This is a genomic window from Nocardia sp. NPDC004151, assembly GCF_042874235.1.
Classification (GTDB): domain Bacteria; phylum Actinomycetota; class Actinomycetes; order Mycobacteriales; family Mycobacteriaceae; genus Nocardia.
Map to the genome: position 1 here is coordinate 106,056 of NZ_JBIAMR010000018.1, position 16,437 is coordinate 122,492.

The following is a 16,437-nucleotide window of genomic DNA, read 5'->3' on the forward strand; positions in this document are numbered from 1 at the left end:
GCGTCCGCATGACCGATCCGCAGCGTCTGCTCCAGGTACTTCGAAGTCCGCTTCACTCCGGCCTTCTCCGGCAACCCGCGATTCTCCACCTCGCGAATCATCTTGTGCTCGAAGGCGGCCATCCGCCGCCGCGTCGATTCCCAATCCCGCAACATATCCACGAGATCCTCATCGGAAAGCGAGTCCAGAGAATCGTGGACGAGCACGCTGAGGGCGTCAGAAACGAGCTCGGTGGCGTCTGCCACCGTGGCTTCGTCGCTGAGAACCTGCCCGCCCCAATTCATGTTTCTATTCTCTCAATTTCGGCTCTGTCGCGGATGCCAATTATGCTGTCCGGCAAGATGATTCGCGGGACATCTCCGTCGCGAATTGTCTTCTACCGGGCACTGAAGCTTCGCCCGTGGAAAGAGTGGTTCGGCTATGTTCGAATCGTGCCCGGAACCCACGAATCCCGTTCGGCCTCGCCCACCCCAGCGGTGTATCTGATCACCGGTATCCAGGCGTCGGGGAAATCGACTGTCGCCCAGGCGCTTGCAGAGCGGCTTCCACGGTCAGCTCATGTTCGAGGCGACGTCTTTCGCCGCTTCGTGGTGAGCGGTCGTGAGGACATGTCGCCCGATCCCACCCCCGAAGCGGTCGAGCAACTGCGCCTCCGCCACCGGCTCGCGGCCCGAACCGTCGACGCCTACGCCGATGCCGGGTTCACCGCGGTACTGCAGGATGTCGTGCTCGGTGCGATGCTGCCATATCTGATCGGCGAGATCCGTACGGATCCGCTGTACGTGGTGGTCCTGGCGCCGAGTCAGGAGGCGGTGGCGCGGCGGGAGTCGGGTCGCGCGAAGAAGGCTTACCGCACCTTCACGGTTGCCGACCTCGATACCGGGCTTCGCAACGACACCCCGCAATTGGGCCTCTGGCTCGACACGTCCGACTTGACGGTCTCCCAGACCGTCGACGAAATCCTCACCCGCGCCCGCCCGTTCAGCCGATAGTCCCGCCCTCTCGTCGGGACTATCGGCCAGCCATCAGGCAGGTTGCATGACCGGGGCCGGGCGGCGGTTGCGGCGCCACGCGTAGACGAGGAACGCGATCAGGCCGATCAACGGAAGAGTGCTGATCGCCCAGCTGATACCCAGTGGTGGACCGGGCTGTTCGAGGACCTGGAGGTTGGTGAGGTCGCCTTCACCGCGCCCCTGCGGGCCGTCGATGACGAAATGAAATTTCCAGGAGCCCTCTTGGTCGAGCGAGCGGACGTCCAACCCCCACACGTCGCGCTTGCGCGGATGCCGGGAAAGGGGTTCGGCGCGGCGGACTTTGCCATTGGGCAGGTATTCGGTGAGGGTGCCGGTCTTGTCGTCGACACCGCCGTCGGGGATGAAGGTGAAGTCCAGGGATTGCATGGCGCGCAGCGGCCATTCGCTGAATCCCACGGTTATCGAATACGGCCCTGCCTGCACGTGTTCGGTGTGCACGATATTCACCGGTTGATAAGCCGACGCCGTGCCCGCGGTGGCCGCGGTCAGTCCGATGATCGCGAAAAGCGTTGCGGCGAGGGTGACGAGGCGGTTGATCATGCGCTGACCTTCTCGGAGGGGGCGGCCAGACGCAGCATCTCGCCGAACGGCCGGCCCAGGTACCCGGCCAGCGCGCCGAGCACGGCGGCCGCGACGGTGGTGGCCACGATGACCGTGGCCCGGGGTAGGTGGGCGTCGTAGATGATGATCTGCTGGACGGGGTTGAAGCCGCCGATGATCGCCCCGCCGAGGGCGCCGGCCAGGATGGGCAGCAGGCGGGCGCGGGCGTCGGCGCGGCGCAGGAGCACGTCGATCACGATGCCGACGGGGATCAGGCAGAACGGGATGAGCGCCGGTGTCGCCGGAATACCCCGAATGTGTTCGCGCATGGGCAATCCCACGAAATCGGCGTAGGTCCGGGCCGCCCACGGCGCGAACCACCAGAACACGCCCTGGATGCCGGAGGCGAAGACCGCGGTGACGGTCGCGCCCCACCGTTCGAAGCCGGCGCCGACCACCATCAGCAGGATCACCATGAACGCGGTGACCGCCACGGTCCACCGCACCGACCCGACGCTGAGCCGCTGCACCGCCAGCGCGGTGACGGTGCTCGACGTCGCCAGATGCGCCAGCGCGAACAGCGCGCCCACCCGGCCCCACCGGTGCGCCCGCGCCGCCGCGAACACGATCACCGTGCCGACCGAGATCACCGTGCTGGACAGGAACAATCCGATGTGCGGCGGCGAGTCGATGATGGCGTCGAACCCGTAGAGGCTGTGCCACCACAGATCCCACAGCCCGTACAGCAGGAACGAGGCCGCGCCGAGGGCGGCCACCATGTAGCCCAGCGGCGCGGTGAAGGTGCGGCCGAACACGCCGATACCGGGACCGCCCAGTTCGCCGTCCACCCGGCGGCCCGCACGCCCGGCGGCGGTGGTGATGAGAATGACTGTCAGACCGGTGAATCCGGCGACCGCCGCGCTGGCGTAGATGAACAGGTGCGGCAGGGTGAAGAAGGTGTCGGGTCCGACATCGGTGTGCCACTGGATGTCCCAGGTGGACCCGACCGCGAAGGTCATGCTGGCGGCGAAGAGGATCGCCGCGGGTAGCCAGGGGCGGACGGTGATCGGTGCGGTCGCTTCGGCGGTGAGCCCGCGACCATTGGCGGTGAGGTCCATGTGCTGCTCCTGATCCTCTTTCCTTCGATTCAATGGGCCGGAACGGAGAAGACGGCGCTCCCGGAACCCGGTGCGCCGGACAGTTTCACGGCGATCTCCCACTGCCCGGGCATCGGCAGCGTCACCGTCGCCCGGTAGTGGCCCGGCGTGATCACGGTGGCGGTGCTCGGCGGGAGGGCATGGCCCATCTGCGGCATGGCGGGCTCCACCGACACCTTGTCCGGTGCCGCGGCCGTGCCCTGGGCGTCGGTGATCGCGAGATCGACGGTGTTGTCACCGGCGTGCGCGGAGCCGCCGGACACCCGCAGTTCCACCTGATAGGGCCCGGCGGCGCTGCGGGACACCGATGGCGCGGCATCGGCGGGCCACCACAGCCACGCCGCGACCGCCGCCAGTACGGCGACGACGGCCACGATCATCCCGGTGCGCTTGGTCATTGCGGGACCCCCGCTCGAACGTCGACGGTGGCCGGAACGGTCATCACCGAGTAGCCGCGCTCGGCCTGCGCCCACACCAGGTACCGGCCGGGCAGTGGAAAAGTGAAGGTGAAAGCCACATTCGGGCCGAACGCGGCCACGGTCTCGTCGGGTGGTTGCGAGCCGACGGCGGGCAGCGGTGCCATGGCGTGCGCGTGCGCCCAGATGGGGACGGTGGCCGCGGCCGTTCCGGCGGGCACCCCGTCGGGCAGCGGGCCGACCGCGATGAGATGGCCGACCATGCCCAGCCAGGGCTGGAGATCGGCCGGGCCGCCGAATGCGGCGGTGAGCGTGGTGGGTTCACCCGAGACCGCCTCGGTCGTGGTCAGCGTCGCTCCGCTCGCGGCGGCGCCCTGGCCATCACCGGGACCGGAGTCGCCTCGGCCACTGATCCGCAGCGAGGAGCGCAGCAATTGCACGCCGCCACCGCGCCGGGCGATTTCGGCGGCCACCGCGTAGTCACCGGATTCGGTGGACCCCAGGCTGACCCGATATTCGCCGGGCGCGACCCGGATCGGATGCCGATGCCACAGCCGTCCGGACGGCCCGACCACCATCAGATGCAGGAGCGCGTCATCGCTGACCAGCAGGTCGTCCACCGGCCGCCCCGTCGCCGAATCGGTCAGCGACAGCGCGAGCTCGGTCGGCTTGCCCGTGTCGGCGGGCTGCGCGCGCACCGTCAGATTGGCTGGGGGCCGTGAGTAGTTCGCGGTCAGCGGCAGATCCCGCTCCGGATACGGATTTCCGACATTGCCCGAGGTCGGATCGAGCAGACTGCCCGCGGGCCGCGGCTGCGGTGCGTGCGATGACAACACCGCCCCGGTCGTGCCCACCGTCACCGCGGCGATCAGCGCGCCCACCGGAATCAAGGTCGGCCACCCCCGCTTGGAGAGCAGCGCGGTGCCCAATGCCACCAGCAGCAGCGCTCCGGCCGCGAAGAATCCGCCATAAGCCGCCCGCTCCCAGGGCGTCACCACCCGCGCGGCCACGAGGAACGGTATCCGCGCGATGCGTTCACCATCGGCGACGGTCAATTCCCACGGTCCCGCCTGATCCACCCGCAGGGTGGCGGCGTAGATGCCGGGCCGATCCCCGAGCTCGACAGTCCCCGTGGATGTCTCACCCCCACGATCGACGGGCGTCGCGGTGAGCGCGAGCGTCCCCGGCGCCGTCCCCGCGTGCGTCACGACCTCGACCCGCAGCGGTCCGGCCTCGGCCCGCCGCACCACAACGGTCAGCTCCCGGGCCCCGAGTGACTGCGCCACGGTCAGATCGCCGCCGCTCGCGGCCCCGTCGGCCCGGGCCTGGGGCGCGAACCAGGAACCCAGCAGGGACACGCAGAGCACCCCGATTATCAGGCCCACCCCGCGCAGACGAACGTTCAACGGCGGCTGCACCGTTCCGAACCTACCGAAAACCGCCGCCCGGGAAATCCCACCCGCGGGGGATATCGCCTCAGGGCGGTATCAGGGTAAACGCGATCACCAGGGGGTGGAAGACCGGCTACGACAGGTGGTTTCGAAGCCAGCCGGGCCCGACCGTTGTCGCGCCGAGGGATTCGACCCGCGCCCGCAATCCGCGATCGGCCGTCACCACCGTGATCGCGGGCATGGGATCCGAGCCCCCGACCTCGGCGGCCACCACCTCGACGATCGTGTCGTCGCCGGACCCGCCGGCCAGCACGACGCGCACTCCCGCCGACCCGTCCGAACCGCTCTCACCGTCGGCGGCGTGCCCGTCACCGCCCCGGTCGGCGGCGGCCTTGGCCGCTCCCTCCAACACCACGATGATCCGCGTCGACCCGGGCAGCCGCGTCCGCAGCGCACCCAGCTCGCCGAGCAGCCGCCGCGCCGCCCCGGCCCGGTCGCGCCACCATCCGTCCGGCCGCGACCCGACCACATTGGCGGCGTCCACCACGATCACCTGCGAGGCATCCTGCATCCGCCCAGTCTCCACCCGAGCCGCCGCCGAACGGTGGATGGGCGGGCGCGCGCCGTCCTGTGCTGTCCGGCCCGCCCGTATTGATACGGTTGCTGCCTGGAGAATCATCCGCGAAACGACAGGCAGTGATCAGTTTTGGCGTCCGAATCGATGGCAGGCGAGAGTGCGTCGCGGCGGGCCGAGCCGCCCACCCGGCGTGGACAGCGGACCCGGGGTGCGCTGATCGCGGCCGCGCGGGAGGTGTTCGAGCGGGACGGCTACCTGGACGCCAAGATCGCCGACATCTCCAAGACCGCGGGCATGGCGGCCGGATCCTTCTACACCTACTTCGACAGCAAGGAAGAGATCTTCGCCGCGCTGGTCGAGCAGGTGTCGGAGGAGATGCTGCATCCGCATGTGCGTGAGCGCAGCGGGATCACCGATCCGCGCGCCCTGATCGAGGCGGCCAACCGTGATTACCTGTTGTCCTACAAGCGCAATGCCCGGCTCATGGCCCTGTTCGAACAGGTCGCCCAGATCGACGAGAACTTCCGGCGCATGCGGATGGAACGCGGGAAGGCGTTCGCGCAGCGCAACGCGCGCATGATCCGCGAACTGCAGGAATCCGGGCAGGCCAGTGCCGACCTGGATCCGATGATCACCGCGCACGCGCTGTCTGCCATGGTGAGCCGGATGGCGTCGATGGTTTTCGTTCAGAAGCAACGGATTCCGTTCGAGAAACTCGTCACCACCCTGACCCAGCTGTGGGTGAACGCGCTGCAACTGAAAACGGACTGACCGATCAGCCCAGACCGCGCGCGAATTCGATCAGCGCGGCATTGACCTCCTCGGGCCGCTGCTGCTGAATCCAGTGGCCCGCGCCGTCGAGGATGAGCGAGCCGCGCAGATCACCGAGCATCGCCGCCATCTTGTGCATCGGCGTGAAACGGATGACCGGATCGGTCGACCCGGCGATGAACAGCGACGGGCAGTCGATCTTCACGCCCTCCAGGTGCGCGGTCAGCTCCCAGGTCAGATCGAGGGTGCGGTAGTAGTTCAGCCCGCCGGTGAACCCGGTGCGGGTGAAAGCCTCCACGTAGTAATCGAATTCGGCTTCGCTGAGCCACGGCGGCAGCGGCGGCTCCGGCTCGCCGGTGTCCAGGAACGTCGCCGCGGTGACGATATCGTCACGCAACAGCGTGCGCCGCACATCCGCCGCCAGCACCGCGTCCGCGACGCCGGGCTCCTGGAACCACACCATGTAGAAGTCCTCACCCAGCCGCTTGCGCATGATCGGCAGCGGCGGCGCCGACGAGCGCGGCGTGGCGGGCACGCTCAGCCCCGCCACCGCCCGCACCCGCTCCGGGAACTCGCGGGCCAGATGCCACACCACCGACGCGCCCCAGTCGTGGCCCACGAAGATCGCGTCCTCGAGCCCGTACGCGTCGAGCAGCCCGACCAGATCCCGGCACACCGTGAGCAGGTCGTACGCCTCGATCCCGGCCGGTCGCGAACTGCCGCCGTAGCCGCGCATATCCAGTGTCAGCGTCCGGAAACCGGCCTCGGCCAGCGCGAACACCTGATGCCGCCACGAGAAGCCGAGCTCCGGGAACCCGTGGCAGAACACCACCGGCGTGCCCTCGCCATGCTCGACCACCCGCAGGTCGATGCCATTGGTCGCGACCTGCCTGCTGCCCAGGCGATTCCACTCGTCCACCGGATGTGCTGTCCGCATCGGCTGTTCACCTCTCGAGACCGGGACGGTTGACGCCGGGGCAGTCATGAACTTGAATCCGACGCAGGGTTCATATTTCCATGAGCCGGCGCGTTCGATCCAGCCTCCGATGGGCGGATCGGCGGCCGGAATCGGCCGGAGGGAGCATCCGTGCAGGTCGCGGGCAAGAACGCCATTGTCACAGGAGGCGGCGGCGGCATCGGTGGGGCGATCGCCGACCGGCTGGTGCGGGCCGGGGCGCGGGTGGTGGTCGCGGATCTGAACGCCGACGCGGCCGCGGCCGTGGTCGCCGCGCTGGAACCGGAATTCCCGGGCGCGGCCGTGGCGGTCGGCGCCGATGTGGCCGACACCGATCGCATCGCCGAGCTCATCGTCCGGTGCGAGACCGAATTCGGGCCGGTGGACCTGTATTTCGCCAATGCGGGCGTCATGGGCGGGATCGGGCTCGGCGACGACAAGGACTGGGGTGTCACCCTCGACGTGAACCTCAACGCGCACATCCGGGCGGCGCGTCTGCTGGTGCCCGGCTGGGTCGAACGCGGCGAGGGATACTTCGTCAGCACCGCCTCGGCGGCGGGGCTGCTCACCCAGATCGGTTCGGCCGCATACTCGGTCACCAAACACGCCGCCGTCGGATTCGCCGAATGGCTCTCGGTCACCTACGGCGACGCCGGGATCCGGGTCAGCTGCCTGTGCCCGATGGGGGTGGAGACCGCGCTGCTACGCGCGGGCGAACACTCCGGCGACACTCTCGGCATGGCCGCCACCCGTGCGGTCACCTCGGCGGGCGCGGTCCTGACCCCCGACGAGGTCGGCGAACTGGTGTTGGCCGCCGTCGACGACGAGCGCTTCCTGATCCTGCCGCACCCGGAAGTCCTCGACATGTACCGCCGCAAGGGCGCCGACTACGACCGCTGGCTGGCGGGCATGCGGCACTACCAGGCGCGACTGCTCGAGAGCGCGGGCGGGGAGTGACCACTGGGCAACCGCGCTGAGCCAACCCGAGCAGTCGCCGTGGCCGACGGTGCACGCGGGGCCTGTCACAGCGGCCATGCCGGAGGCGGGTAGCCGCAACGCGCGGTGAATACCTGACACGGCAAGGGCGACCCACGCCGCAGGCATTGGCGAGTGCACGACGACTGCACAGTCTCCGCCACCACACGTGGCTCGCATGCGCAGGTGCCGGCCGCTGCTGATTCGGGCCTACTTCGCGTCCGCGTAGCACTCGACTATGGCGGTGGTGAACGGGAAGCGCACCGGGGTCGAGCCGAACGCGAGTCGACCGGCGGTGTCGGCGGCTCGGGCGATCGCGTCGGCGACGGTCGCGGCCTCCTCCTCGGGGCAGTGCACGATGACCTCGTCGTGCTGGAAGAACACCAGTTCCGCGCGCAGTCCGGCGGTATGCAGGGTGTGGCGCAGGCCCGCGAGCAGCAGCAGCGTCCAGTCGGCGGCACTGCCCTGGACGACGAAGTTGCGGGTGAAGCGGCCTCGGGCCCGGGCACGCGGGGTGCTGCCGAAGCCCGGAGAATTGCCGGCCTCGTCGTCGGGCTGGTCGAAAGCGGTTGCGGGAGGACAGGTTCGGCCGAACCAGGTGCGGACCAGGCGGCCCTGTTCACCGGCGATGGCCGCGTCGTCGACGAAGGCGACCGCGGCCGGATAGCGTCGCCGCAGTTCGGCCATGTGAGTGAGCGCGTCGCCGGAGGTCTGGCCGTAGATCGCGCCCAGCATGGCGATCTTGGCCTGGGCGCGGTCGCCGCCGAAGGCCCGGGCGGCCAGATCGGCGTAGAGGTCCTCGCCGCGGCCCGCCACCTCCATCAACCCGCGGTCGCGGGAGATGGCGGCCAGCACCCGCGGTTCCATCTGGTCGGCGTCGGCGACCACCAGCCGCCACCCGGGGTCCGCGCGGATGGCGCGGCGCACGATCTTCGGAATCTGAAGCGCGCCACCGCCATTGGTGGTCCAGCGGCCGGTCACCGTACCGCCCGGCAGGTATTCGGGCCGGAATCGGCCGTCGCGCACCCACTGGTCGATCCAGGACCAGCCGTGGGCGGTGTGCAGGCGGTAGAGCTTCTTGTACTCCAGCAGCGGTTCCACGGCCGGATGATCGACGTCCTGGAGCTCCCATTTGCGGGTGGAGGACAACAGGATTCCCGCGCGGGCGAACGCGCGGATGATGTCCTGGGGGAGGTCGGGCCGGACCCGCACCCCGGTCCCGAAGGCCCGCGACACCTCGTCGGCAAGTTCGGCCAGCCGTCGTGGCTCCGACCCGCTCGGCACGCGTTCGCCCAGCAGGGAATCGAGTAGTTCGCGGTGGACATCGGCGCGCCACGGAATCCCGGCGCGCGACATCTCCGTCGCCACCAGCAACCCCGCGGACTCGGCGGCGAGCAGCATCCGCACGCGGGCCGGGTACTCGGCCGCGGCCGTGCGCGCCACCTGTCCCGCGTACACCTCGAGCAACGCGGTGAACTCGTCGGTCCCGGATGGCAATGGCACCGGCCCGGATTCGAACAGGGTCGGTTCGGTATCGGCGGCCCGGGCGGGCGCGTCCTGGGGGACCGGTAGGCCGTGCACCCGCGCCCACGCGGCGGCCAGCGAACGGGCCTGCCCGGACTGGCCCTGTTCGTGCCCGATCAGCAGCGCTTCGGCAGCCTCCACGTCATAGCAGCGGTCCACTCGCACCCCGGCGTCGAGCAGCCGCTTGTAGATCGCCGCCGTCGACCGCCACACCCACCGCTCGACCTCCGGCCGCGCCCGCACCGCCTCCGCGAGCGAGGATTCCTCGACCACCGGGCCCGCCGGTCGGCCACGCTCGTCCAGCGGGCACACCCGTGCCCCGCCGTCACCCGTCTCCGCCACCGCCCACCGCATACCGGTGAGTCTGGCAGCGGGCACAGACAATTCCGTGACACCCGACCGTGGCCGGGTGTCCGCGGGGAGGGCGGCGCTACCGGATTGTCCGCTAGCTGGAGTTTCAAGCTCTGCGGCGTGGTCGTGGCCCGGCGGGTTTCGATGCCCGTATGTTGCTGGGTGTCTTCAGGACGTCGTCGACTTCATCGCGGCCCGCACTGTGTGGAGCCGCTCGGCGTAGAAGAAGCCCGTCCGTATCCGAGGCAGAGCAGGGCGAGCAGGTCCGTCAGGGCCCGCCCGCCATTGCGCTGGATCAGACTCGAAGCGAGACGACCGGGCGAAGAGCCAGCGCACGATAAGCCTCCGACGCAGAATGCGCCCCAGCCGGGGCCGTCAGCCGGGAGCCGCCCCTGGCCCCGATCCCGGGGGGCAAGGGGTGTAGGGGCAAGGGATTTGCCGGGTACGAACCGACCGTTCGCTGACCTAACGTTCAGCGTCGCAGGGTAATCAGGTGCGGTAGCTCTCGGAGGAATCGGTGTGGTTGTGCAGTTGGCCGTCGAGGCGGACGTCGCGGTGACGGGTGAGCCGCGATGGAGTCCGTTGCGGCGGATGGTGTTCCGGTATTCGTTCGTGACGCTGGGTGTTGGAATGGCCGGGGTGTGGGTGCTGCACATGCTGCTGCGGTCGGTGGGAGTCTCGCAGCAGACCGTGGTGGGTGTGGCGAAATGGACGGCACTGCATCCGCTCACGGATTGGCTGGGAGAGCATGTCTTCGGCGTCCATGTCGACTGGTCGTACACGGGAAGCGGAGATACCGCGGCGAATTGGGTGTCGATTTTCACCCTACTGTTCGTCGCGGTGCCGATCACGGCGGTGTGGTCGGTGCTGGACCGGCGGCGGCCGGACTATCTGCGGCTGTACGCGTGGTTCCGGATGGTGGTACGTCTGGCCCTGATGAGCGCCCTGCTGCTGTACGGCGTCACGAAACTATTGCCCTCGCAGATGGCGTTCGCGCTGGACCGGCTGGTGGAGCCGTTCGGCGATCTGAGCCCGATGGCGGTGTTGTGGTCGCAGACGGCCAGCTCTGAGCCGTATGAAATCGCCTTGGGCGCAGCAGAAGTCACCGCAGGTTTGCTGCTGATCCTGCCGTTCACCGCGGGACTGGGTGCGCTCCTGTCAGTCGTGGTGACCCTCCAGGTGTTCCTGCTGAACCTCACCTTCGATGTGCCGGTGAAAATACTCTCCGGCGAGCTGCTGGTGTATGCGATGGTGCTGGCTGCCCCGGATATCGCACGCACCGTCCGGGCGCTGGTCGGGCGCGCGGTGCCGGTGCGCCGGCCCGAGCCGCTGGTCTCCTCGCCGCGCGGGCGGCGAATCCTGGTGGCGGCACAGGTGATTCTGGGGATGTGGATACTCTTCACGACTCTCGGTGAGGGGCACGACGCCTGGCAGACGTACGGAAATGGCCGACCGCACTCGCCGCTCTACGGGATTTGGAATGTCACCGAGTACACGGTCGCGGGCCAGGAGGTCCCGGCGCTGGTCGACTTCCGGTCCGCGCCATCGGATGGCCGGCTCATCGGTCCGGCGGACCGATTCCGCCGTCTCATCTTCGACATCCCGCAGGGCGTGACCGCTCAGCGCATGGACGACTCGCTGGTGTCGTTCCCGGTGGAGATCGATACCGATCTGCACACCGTGACCATTACGAAGGATCTGGCGCACCAGTGGAAGCTCGCCGTCCTGAATTACGAACAGCCCCAGCCTGATCAGCTGATGCTGGACGGTCAGCTGGCCGGCCGTCCGGTTCATCTGCGCCTGACCTGGGTCGATCTCGACCGCTTCCGGTTGATCTCGCGTGGGTTCCACTGGGTCCAGCCGGCGCCGTACCTCCGCTAGCTCGAGTTTCAAGCTCTGCGGGCTGTGTCGTGTGCCCCAGATGATCTTGGATGAAGCCCTTCGGCCAGCATCGCCGAGGTCATGGCAGTGTGAATGCGGCGCTGGATCGGGGCCGCATCGAGATCGATCGGCTGCGTCGGGCGCTGGCCGGCGTGCCGTTGCCGCGGGCGGCGGAACCACCCACGACCGCGATCTGCACGCCGCCCATCACATCCTCGCCGCCGGACGGGCCGAGAGGCTGAACGCCTGCGGAGGGACCGTCAGTCTTTCCGTCTGACGGAAAGCAAGTCCCAGCGAAACAGGAACCCACCCGGAGCGCCCGCCAGGGCGCTGACAGGAATCTCCGGCCTTCAGGCAGGAGAAGACGTCAACCAGTATTGATGCTGTGCGCCGTCGGTGTCGGTGATGAAGACGACCGCGTCGGCGCCGTCGAGATCGGCGAGCGTGAGCGGGAAATGGCCGCGCACAATCGGTTCGGCGGACGCGATCGCGGGGGACAGGGCGGCAGCGAGCGCACGCGCCGGGAACAGGGCGCGGCCGGGGGTCGCCTCGGCGAGCACACCCTGCAGGGTGCCCGGAACCGGGGCGGGGGTCGCGTCGGTCGCCACGAACAGGTAGCGCTCGCCGAGGGTGAAGGCGGCCAGCGCGCCCGCGTTGCTCCATGCGGGCTGGTCCGGCACCCGGGGATGCAGGTGCGAATTGTGCGCGAAGACGAGCGTCGGCCCGCGCCGCTGTTCTCGCTCGACAATCGCCAGGATGTTGTTCGCCATCATCTCCGATCGCACACCGGACAGGCTGCCGATACGGTCGGGGCCCGGGGTGGCCATGGCGGCGTGGTAGCGCAGCAACCCCAGCGCGGACCGCGCGTGGATGACGGCCTCGGCGTAACCGGTCGGATCGGCCGCGCGCAGCGAGGGGCCCGCGCGGTGCAGGGCATCGGCGAGGTCGTCGGCGATCAGGCGCAGCGCGCGGGCGCGGTCGGAGTCGCCGATCGAGGCCGCCGGATCGAACATGGCCGCCTGGTTCGTCCACTCGGCGTCCGCGCCCAGCAGCCCGTCGAGTTCGGCGACCGATGCGGGCAGCAGCGCCTTCGGCAGCCGGTCGGCCAGCGCGCACAACGCGGACCGGGGGCTCGGCGCACCCGCGTACTCCACCGGCGCGTCGAATCCGTAGAACCGCACCCGCTCCGAGGGCGCTCGGCCCGCGTTGTATTCGCGCAGCCACTCGACGAGTTCGCGATTACCGGGTATCGATCCGAATCCGTGGCTGAACCCCGTGGACAGCACGGCATCGATCGCCGCCTCCGACCCATTGACGTAGTCATCGACGATCCCCGCCGCCAGGAAATCGATCTCCAGCGCGATCGACCGGAACCCCCGGTCGGCCAGCCGGCTCAGAATGTCGTTGCGCAGCAGCGGGAATGCCGCGATCCCATGGGTCGGCTCGCCGAGCGCGAACACGGCCGGTGGTGTGGTGCGGGCGGACAGTAGCTCGTCCAGAGCGAGGCCCAGGGCCGCGCGGTCATCGGCTCGGCGGCCGATCGCGCTCGGGGAGGTGGGGGTGGTTGCGGACATGGCACTCCTTCCAGCAGGACTGCCTTCGACAGTATCGTTGAAGGTTCGGGTGAAACTTGTGTGAAGTTGTTCCTGTTCGGAGCAGGACAACCCTCAAAGGAGGTGGCGATGCGCCCGATCGATCTGGCCCGCGAGCACGGCTTGTCGGCACAGGCGATCCGCAACTACGACGACGCGGGCATCCTCCCGCCCACCGAGCGCACCGACAACGGCTACCGCCGCTACACCCCCGCGCATGCGCAAGCCCTGCGCGCCTTCCTCGCCCTGCGCGTCGGCCACGGCCACGAACGCGCCGCGGAGATCCTGCGCGCCTGCCATCGCGGCGACACCGAAGCCGCCTACCGGCTCATCGACGCCACACACACCGCGCTGCACACCGAACGCACCACCCACACCGACGTCTCGACCGCGCTCGACACCCTCTCCGCCGCGCCACCCGACCCGATTCCCGGTCGCCCCCTGACCGTCGGCGAACTCGCGCACCGCCTCGGCGTGCACGCCGCCACCCTGCGCACCTGGGAGACCGAAGGCATCCTGCGTCCGGAACGCGGCCCCGCCACCGGCTACCGCCACTACCGGCCCGACGCCGTGCGCGACGCGGAGATCGCCCGGCAGCTCCGCCGCGGCGGATACCCGCTGGCACGCGTCGCGCACTTCCTCGAATCCCTGCACGAGGCAGGCGGAACCGAGGCGCTCACCGCCTTCCTCACCGCCTGGCAGCAGCGCCTGAACGCCCGCGGCCGCGCCCTGCTGTCCGGCGCGGCCCAACTCGACGCCTATCTCCTACTGCGCGAGCGGATGTGACAACCTGCGCCGATATGACAACGGCCCCTGGCGCGCCCGCCGGAACGGCCTAGCATCGTAGGGAGATCCCGGACCGACGGCCCGGGCGGCAGGAGGTGCGAGTCATGGCCGGCAAACCCGAGATTCGATCGATCGGCAACCCCTCCGCGCCGTCGTGGGTCCCGGTGGAAGCCTGCGCGCTACCCACCGCCGAACAACCCTTGCGCGTCGCCGAATTCGACGCTCTGTTCCGCGACGCGGTGCTCGGCTGGGACCGGATCTCGGCGACCCGGCTGCGGCTGGACCTCGACGGCAGCGCCGAGCCCCGGGCCCGCGAACTCGCCGCGCGGGAAACCAGCTGCTGTTCCTTCTTCACCTTCGAATTCGCCGCCGCGGGAACCGATCTGGTGCACATGCACATCGGTGTGCCACCCGAGCGGGCCGTGGTGCTCGACGGCCTGGCGGCCCGGGTGACCGCGGCCGGAACCGCCTGACCGCGCGTCATTCCCGCGCATCGGCTCCCGGATACGCGCGGGAGTCGGTCGTGTACTCGGGGTTGCCGTAGACCACCAGCTGCTTGCGCACCCTGCGGACCGTGTAGGCGTCGGCCGCCCGGAGCAGGGTGGGAGACTGGCTCGCCATGGTCATGAGAATGAACCGCACGATGATGAACGGCGCGGTCAGGCCCACCCGGATCGCGTCGGGGAGAGTCAGCGTCACGCTCATGGCGGCCGCGGCCTTGCGGTTGCCGCCGCAGAAGCCGAGGAAGAACACCCGGCTCCAGCTCTTCTCGATCGCGTCGGCGACGCGGTCGTAGCGCGAGCGGCCCGGGCGCAGGTACGCGGACATGGTGGAGCGGACCAGCGCGCCGCAGGTGGCGTCGTCGAAGTCGTCGCGCAGCACGGCGGCCCGGCCGTGGAAGACCTCGAGGATGCCCGCCGCGGTGGTCGGCAGCAATTCCTCCGGCAGGCCCAGCAGGAAGCAGCGGTAGCGGCTGAATTCGAGGATCGCGCGTTCGCGGGCGCTGAACTCGGTGCGGCCGCGGCGGATCGCCATCGTCGCGAGCAGATACATATTGATCAGCCCGGCGGGCATCTGATCGACCTGCGGCAGCGGCACCCCGTACACGTCGGCGTCCCACCGGTCCCCGCGCGCCAACGCGTTGTAGCGCACCATCGAATGCATCAGGCGCACCATGGCCGCGGCCTCGAAGCCCTCGCCGTGCCGTTCCAGCGCACCGGGCAGCGTGGTCACCGCGAAGAACGAGGCGGTCTCGTTGACCCGCCGCGCCGCCCGCCGCCCCGACAGCGCCCCGGTCAATGTCATCGGCAGGGCCGCATAGGTATTGAGGAACGTCGCCAGGAACGCGCCCCGGATCAGGACCGGTGACAGGAACGCCGCGCCGACCCGCGAATGTCGCGCGCCCTCCTCGACCAGCTCCATGTCCAGCCAGGCCGGCGTCGCCTCCATGGCCGCCAGGAAAGCCCGCAGTTCCTCGGGTGCGCCGGGTACCGAGTCGACCCCCGCACGGCACGCCTGCCGCAGCATTCCGATCAAGCCCTTGACGCCGTACTCCGGGGCGAGCGCCGCGTACGGGTCGGCCACCACATCGCCGAGCATCGTTGCGGTGCGCATCAATTCGACGACCCGATCGTCGGCCAGCAGTGGCTCGCGCGGTGCGACCCAGCCGGGTAGCGACGACTTGTCGCCGGGATCGACGGTGAAGCGGAAGGGGGCCTCGTCGAAGTCGATCGAGCCGTAGAGGTCGGGCTGCAGTGCGCGCTGACTGCGGACGCGCTCGGCGAGTTCGGGGTAGTGCGGCGACATCGGAGCACCTCAACTTTCAACCTGTTAGTTAGAGACTGACAGGTTGTAAGTTATGCTGTCAAGGGTGACCACCGCTCCCCGGACGCGGCGGCGGATGAGCGCAGAGAACCGCCGCGAGCAGATCCTCGACATCACCCACGAGATCGTCGGGGCGGAAGGCTTCCCCGCGGCCACCCCCAATCGGATCGCCGAGGCGGCCGGGGTCACCCGCCCCGTGCTGTATCAGCAATTCGGCGATATGGCAGGGCTTTTCGTCGCCCTCATCGACCGGGAGAGCGTCCGTGCCGCGACCCAGTTCGCGGAAGGCTTCGCGCAGGTGGACGAGACCGCCGACCCGGACCCGTTCGTGCGGGCCTTCGAGGGCGCGGTCCGGGCCATCGACGCGCATCCCGAGACGTGGCGGCTGTTCCTGTTCCCGCCCGCCGGTGCGCCACCGGAACTGCACGAGCGCCAGGCCGTCGCCCAGGCGGCCGTCCGGGGATTCCTGGAACAGGAACTGCGGCAGGCGTTTCCGAAACTGCCCGATCCCGAATACACCGCGCGCATCCTGCACGCCTCCGGTCGCGAACTGCTCCAGTTGCGGCTCGCCGATCCCGAGCACGCCACCCTCGAACGGCTGGTCGCGCTGGTCCGGCACCTGCGCGTCAACGTGCTTCCGGCGGATCGGGCCGCGGACTGACC

The 16,437-nt window shown here is 69.5% G+C and carries 16 protein-coding genes; 7 read left to right on the top strand and 9 right to left on the bottom strand.

Going from position 1 to position 16,437, the window contains the following annotated elements; genetic code table 11:
- Positions 1–8: 8 nt before the first annotated feature.
- Positions 9–992: an AAA family ATPase gene (locus ACFYTS_RS31160; protein ID WP_387309066.1), complete on the top strand. Its 984-nt coding sequence runs from the start codon at positions 9–11 to the stop codon at positions 990–992.
- Positions 993–1,025: 33 nt separating this feature from the next.
- On the opposite strand, the gene ACFYTS_RS31165 is transcribed toward ACFYTS_RS31160, so the two are convergent.
- From ACFYTS_RS31165 to ACFYTS_RS31185, 5 genes are all read right to left on the bottom strand, one after another.
- Positions 1,026–1,574 (bottom strand): hypothetical protein, encoded by a 549-nt coding sequence (locus ACFYTS_RS31165; RefSeq protein ID WP_357285388.1) that lies wholly within the window; start codon positions 1,572–1,574, stop codon positions 1,026–1,028.
- Positions 1,571–2,692: a hypothetical protein gene (locus tag ACFYTS_RS31170; protein WP_387309067.1), complete on the bottom strand. Its 1,122-nt coding sequence runs from the start codon at positions 2,690–2,692 to the stop codon at positions 1,571–1,573. The genes ACFYTS_RS31165 and ACFYTS_RS31170 overlap by 4 nt, the downstream gene beginning before the upstream one ends.
- A gap of 29 nt (positions 2,693–2,721) precedes the next feature.
- Positions 2,722–3,129, bottom strand: a complete 408-nt coding sequence (locus tag ACFYTS_RS31175) for a FixH family protein (RefSeq protein ID WP_387309068.1) — start codon at positions 3,127–3,129, stop codon at positions 2,722–2,724.
- Positions 3,126–4,505, bottom strand: a complete 1,380-nt coding sequence (locus ACFYTS_RS31180; RefSeq protein ID WP_387309069.1) for a hypothetical protein — start codon at positions 4,503–4,505, stop codon at positions 3,126–3,128. Before ACFYTS_RS31180 ends, ACFYTS_RS31175 begins: the two co-directional genes overlap by 4 nt.
- Positions 4,506–4,671: 166 nt before the next feature.
- Complete coding sequence (locus ACFYTS_RS31185; protein WP_357285377.1) at positions 4,672–5,109, bottom strand: hypothetical protein; 438 nt, start codon at positions 5,107–5,109, stop codon at positions 4,672–4,674.
- A 150-nt stretch (positions 5,110–5,259) separates the two neighbouring features.
- Between ACFYTS_RS31185 and ACFYTS_RS31190 the strand changes: the two genes are divergently transcribed.
- The gene (locus tag ACFYTS_RS31190) at positions 5,260–5,886 is read left to right on the top strand and encodes a helix-turn-helix domain-containing protein (protein WP_357285374.1); all 627 of its coding nucleotides are present in this window, start codon (positions 5,260–5,262) and stop codon (positions 5,884–5,886) included.
- A 4-nt stretch (positions 5,887–5,890) separates the two neighbouring features.
- On the opposite strand, the gene ACFYTS_RS31195 is transcribed toward ACFYTS_RS31190, so the two are convergent.
- The gene (locus ACFYTS_RS31195) at positions 5,891–6,823 is read right to left on the bottom strand and encodes an alpha/beta fold hydrolase (protein WP_387309070.1); all 933 of its coding nucleotides are present in this window, start codon (positions 6,821–6,823) and stop codon (positions 5,891–5,893) included.
- Positions 6,824–6,973: 150 nt separating this feature from the next.
- Between ACFYTS_RS31195 and ACFYTS_RS31200 the strand changes: the two genes are divergently transcribed.
- Entirely contained in the window at positions 6,974–7,798 is an 825-nt protein-coding gene (locus ACFYTS_RS31200) for an SDR family oxidoreductase (RefSeq protein ID WP_387309071.1), read from the top strand.
- A gap of 228 nt (positions 7,799–8,026) precedes the next feature.
- On the opposite strand, the gene ACFYTS_RS31205 is transcribed toward ACFYTS_RS31200, so the two are convergent.
- Complete coding sequence (locus tag ACFYTS_RS31205) at positions 8,027–9,694, bottom strand: bifunctional 3'-5' exonuclease/DNA polymerase (protein ID WP_387309108.1); 1,668 nt, start codon at positions 9,692–9,694, stop codon at positions 8,027–8,029.
- A gap of 516 nt (positions 9,695–10,210) precedes the next feature.
- On the opposite strand from ACFYTS_RS31205, the gene ACFYTS_RS31210 reads away from it, so the two are divergent.
- The gene (locus ACFYTS_RS31210; RefSeq protein WP_387309072.1) at positions 10,211–11,572 is read left to right on the top strand and encodes a DoxX family protein; all 1,362 of its coding nucleotides are present in this window, start codon (positions 10,211–10,213) and stop codon (positions 11,570–11,572) included.
- 350 nt (positions 11,573–11,922) lie between these two features.
- Here the strand turns inward: ACFYTS_RS31210 and ACFYTS_RS31215 are convergent, their stop codons facing one another.
- A complete protein-coding gene (locus ACFYTS_RS31215; RefSeq protein WP_387309073.1) occupies positions 11,923–13,146 on the bottom strand; it encodes an erythromycin esterase family protein in 1,224 nt (407 codons plus the stop codon).
- A gap of 108 nt (positions 13,147–13,254) precedes the next feature.
- On the opposite strand from ACFYTS_RS31215, the gene ACFYTS_RS31220 reads away from it, so the two are divergent.
- The gene (locus tag ACFYTS_RS31220) at positions 13,255–13,950 is read left to right on the top strand and encodes a MerR family transcriptional regulator (protein ID WP_387309074.1); all 696 of its coding nucleotides are present in this window, start codon (positions 13,255–13,257) and stop codon (positions 13,948–13,950) included.
- 104 nt (positions 13,951–14,054) lie between these two features.
- Positions 14,055–14,423, top strand: a complete 369-nt coding sequence (locus ACFYTS_RS31225) for a hypothetical protein (RefSeq protein ID WP_357285356.1) — start codon at positions 14,055–14,057, stop codon at positions 14,421–14,423.
- Between the two features lie 7 nt (positions 14,424–14,430).
- Here ACFYTS_RS31225 and ACFYTS_RS31230 read toward each other — a convergent pair whose 3' ends face one another.
- Positions 14,431–15,756: a DUF2236 domain-containing protein gene (locus ACFYTS_RS31230; protein ID WP_387309075.1), complete on the bottom strand. Its 1,326-nt coding sequence runs from the start codon at positions 15,754–15,756 to the stop codon at positions 14,431–14,433.
- 94 nt (positions 15,757–15,850) lie between these two features.
- On the opposite strand from ACFYTS_RS31230, the gene ACFYTS_RS31235 reads away from it, so the two are divergent.
- Positions 15,851–16,435 carry a TetR/AcrR family transcriptional regulator gene (locus tag ACFYTS_RS31235; RefSeq protein WP_387309109.1) on the top strand — a complete coding sequence of 195 codons (585 nt, stop codon included), beginning with the start codon at positions 15,851–15,853 and terminating at the stop codon, positions 16,433–16,435.
- The last annotated feature ends 2 nt before the right edge of the window (positions 16,436–16,437 follow it).